This window comes from Pseudoalteromonas sp. McH1-42 (assembly GCF_022347845.1).
GTDB classification, from domain to species: Bacteria; Pseudomonadota; Gammaproteobacteria; order Enterobacterales; family Alteromonadaceae; genus Pseudoalteromonas; species Pseudoalteromonas rubra_D.
The window spans coordinates 1-1,325 of record NZ_JAKRFU010000084.1 but is presented as its reverse complement, the minus strand read 5'-3'; the positions used below and the strand labels follow the sequence as shown (position 1 = coordinate 1,325).

The window sequence follows — 1,325 nt, the reverse complement described above, 5'->3', positions numbered from 1 at the left end:
ACAGGCGTTTCGCGCTGCCTGCCACCTCGGGGTCATAAAATGGATTGTCAATAAAGCGCTCGGCCGTCAGCTCAGGCTGATTCAGATAACCCTGTGCCAGACCGTCGCCGCCCACACACAACTCACCCACACTGCCATACGGCACCAGACTCAGGTCATCGCTTAGCACCAGGGCCTGATCGCCATTCAACGGCGTACCTATAGCAATGTCCTGACTTTGATGTAATGTCGGTATCGCGTAACAACAGCTGAAGGTGGTGTTTTCAGTCGGGCCATAGCCGTTGATGACTTGTGCCTGCGGCAATGCTTGCTGCACCCGCATCACATCAGCGCCGTGGACTATGTCGCCGCCAGCCAGTACATAACGCAGAGAAGTGCGACCGTCACAGTGATGGCTCCACTCACTGAACAGACCGGCCGTCAGCCACATGCTGTTAATGGCCTGACTATCAATCAGTGTGTTGAGTGCATGAATGTCCAGCTGGTTCTGCGGATACAGCACACAACGTCCGCCATTGAGTAAGGGTCCCCACAACTCTATGGTTGCCGCATCAAAGGCAATGTTGGCGCTGTGCAGGAATACCGTGTTGCTGTCCAGTGTCATAAAATGCGGCGTGCTAATAAGACGCTGTACCGCACGATGCAGAGCGGGGTTGTGCAGCGGATAATCATCAAGCGTCAGGGCCGCAATATCGATGGCGGTGCCTGCCTGTTCGCTCATCAGGCTCTGGGCCACGGCCAGACCACTGCCATACCCAATCACTTGCTTCAGACCTGCATCAACCGCCATATAGCTCAGGCGGCTGGCCGGGTAATTCGGGTCCAGTGGCACATACGCCCCACCGGCTTTGAGGATCGCCAGTATGCTCACCACCATCTCTACCGAACGACTGCTGCATACCCCAATCAGAGTGCCAGATGTGATGTGCTGCTCACTCAGCAGGTAATGAGCCAGCTGATTGGCCCGCTGATTTAGCTCGGCGTAACTGATGGATTGGTTCTGGAACACCAGCGCGGTTGCTTCGGGCGCTGCCGCGGCTTGCTGTTCGAATAAATGGTGAATACAAGCCGTGTCGTCGTAGCCTAAGCTGCGCTGACCCTGCGTCAGTAATCTGGCCACTTCATCTGCCGGCAGTACACTCAGTGAACTCACTGATTGTGTTTGAGTTGTGTCCGTCAGCTGACTCAGCGCCGTAATCACATACTCTGCGATGCGGCTGATCTCTACCTGCTCATCAATTTGTAAGTCCAGGCTGAACACATGGGCTGCGCCATAATCATTCACCGATAAGTTAAACGGGTAGTTGGTGCGCTCCTGTGCGCTC

At 55.2% G+C, this 1,325-nt stretch carries 1 protein-coding gene; it reads right to left on the bottom strand.

Translation table 11 applies throughout. The annotated features are described in order from the left end of the window. Window positions 1-1,325 (bottom strand): AMP-binding protein (locus tag MHN31_RS24130; RefSeq protein WP_239445561.1); only part of this gene is annotated, 1,325 nt, incomplete at both ends.